This is a genomic window from Siccirubricoccus soli (assembly GCF_024178315.1).
In the GTDB taxonomy this organism is placed as follows: Bacteria; Pseudomonadota; Alphaproteobacteria; order Acetobacterales; family Acetobacteraceae; genus Siccirubricoccus; species Siccirubricoccus soli.
Genome location: NZ_JAMZIK010000081.1, coordinates 1 through 1166, shown reverse-complemented (window position 1 = coordinate 1166; position 1166 = coordinate 1). Strand labels below are relative to the sequence as shown.

The window sequence follows — 1166 nt, the reverse complement described above, 5'->3', positions numbered from 1 at the left end:
TGGCGCCGCTGGTCTTCCTGCTCGCCAAGCCGCGCGGTGCGGGGGCGGGGCCGGCGCATTAGCTGGGGGCTCCAGCCCGTTGGCGGCGATGCTGCCAACCCTGCCGGGACCAGAACTTGGCCCCGCCCGCCCGATCGGAGCGTTCGGCCTCCTGGGCCGAGACGACAGGCTCAGGTAGGTCCTGAGCCCTCCCTCCCCGGCGGGGGTGCGGATGCAGCCTCTTTTGCCGGAACATGGAGGCGAAGCCCCCAATTCTATCCTATCGCCCGATCAGCCCCGTATGCAGTGGGCTGGAAGGATCGGCCGCATATTGCCGCGGCATCCTCCCGGCCAGGAAGGCCAGCCGCCCCGCCTCCACCGCCGCCTTCATGGCGCGCGCCATCAGCACCGGATTCTTCGCATGGGCGATGGCGCTGTTCATCAGCACCGCATCGCAGCCCAGCTCCATCGCCAGGCTGGCGTCGCTCGCCGTGCCGACGCCGGCATCGACCAGCACCGGCACCTTGGCATTCTCGATGATGGCCCGGATCATCACCGGGTTCTGGATGCCGAGCCCGCTGCCGATGGGTGCGCCGAGCGGCATCACCGCCACCGCCCCCATCTCCTCCAGCCGCTTCGCGGCGATCGGATCGTCCGAGCAATAGACCATCACCTGGAAGCCGTCCTTCAGCAGCGCCTCCAGCGCCTCGAAGGTCGCCCGCATATCGGGGTAGAGGAAGGGCGGCGGGCCCAGCACCTCCAGCTTCACCAGGTTCCAGCCCCCAGCCTCCCGCGCCAGGCGCAGGGTGCGCACCGCATCCTGGGCAGTGAAGCACCCCGCGGTGTTGGGCAGGTAGGTGTACCGCTTGGGGTCCACGTAATCCTGCAGCATCGGCGCCTTGGGGTCGCTGAGATTGACCCGCCGTACCGCAACGGTGACAATCTCCGCCCCCGAAGCGGCGATGGCCGCGCCGGTCTCCTCCAGATCCTTGTAGCGCCCGGTCCCGACGATCAGGCGGGAGCGGAAGCGGAGCCCCGCCACCTCCCAGCCATCCTCGACGGCCTCGCCCAGCCCGCGGATATCCTCCGGCATGGCTCAGCCTCCTCCAATGAAATGAACGATCTCGATAGCGTCGCCAGCGACCAGGACGGTGTCGGCGTAGCGCGAGCGGGGGACGATCTCGAGG

The 1166-nt window shown here is 69.2% G+C and carries 2 protein-coding genes; both read right to left on the bottom strand.

What is annotated here, in order from left to right; translation table 11 throughout:
- Window positions 1–259 precede the first annotated feature (259 nt).
- Window positions 260–1072 carry a thiazole synthase gene (locus NJ376_RS13170; protein WP_252953729.1) on the bottom strand — a complete coding sequence of 271 codons (813 nt, stop codon included), beginning with the start codon at window positions 1070–1072 and terminating at the stop codon, window positions 260–262.
- 3 nt (window positions 1073–1075) lie between these two features.
- A complete protein-coding gene (thiS, locus tag NJ376_RS29495) occupies window positions 1076–1159 on the bottom strand; it encodes a sulfur carrier protein ThiS (protein WP_456309319.1) in 84 nt (27 codons plus the stop codon).
- Between the last annotated feature and the right edge of the window lie 7 nt (window positions 1160–1166).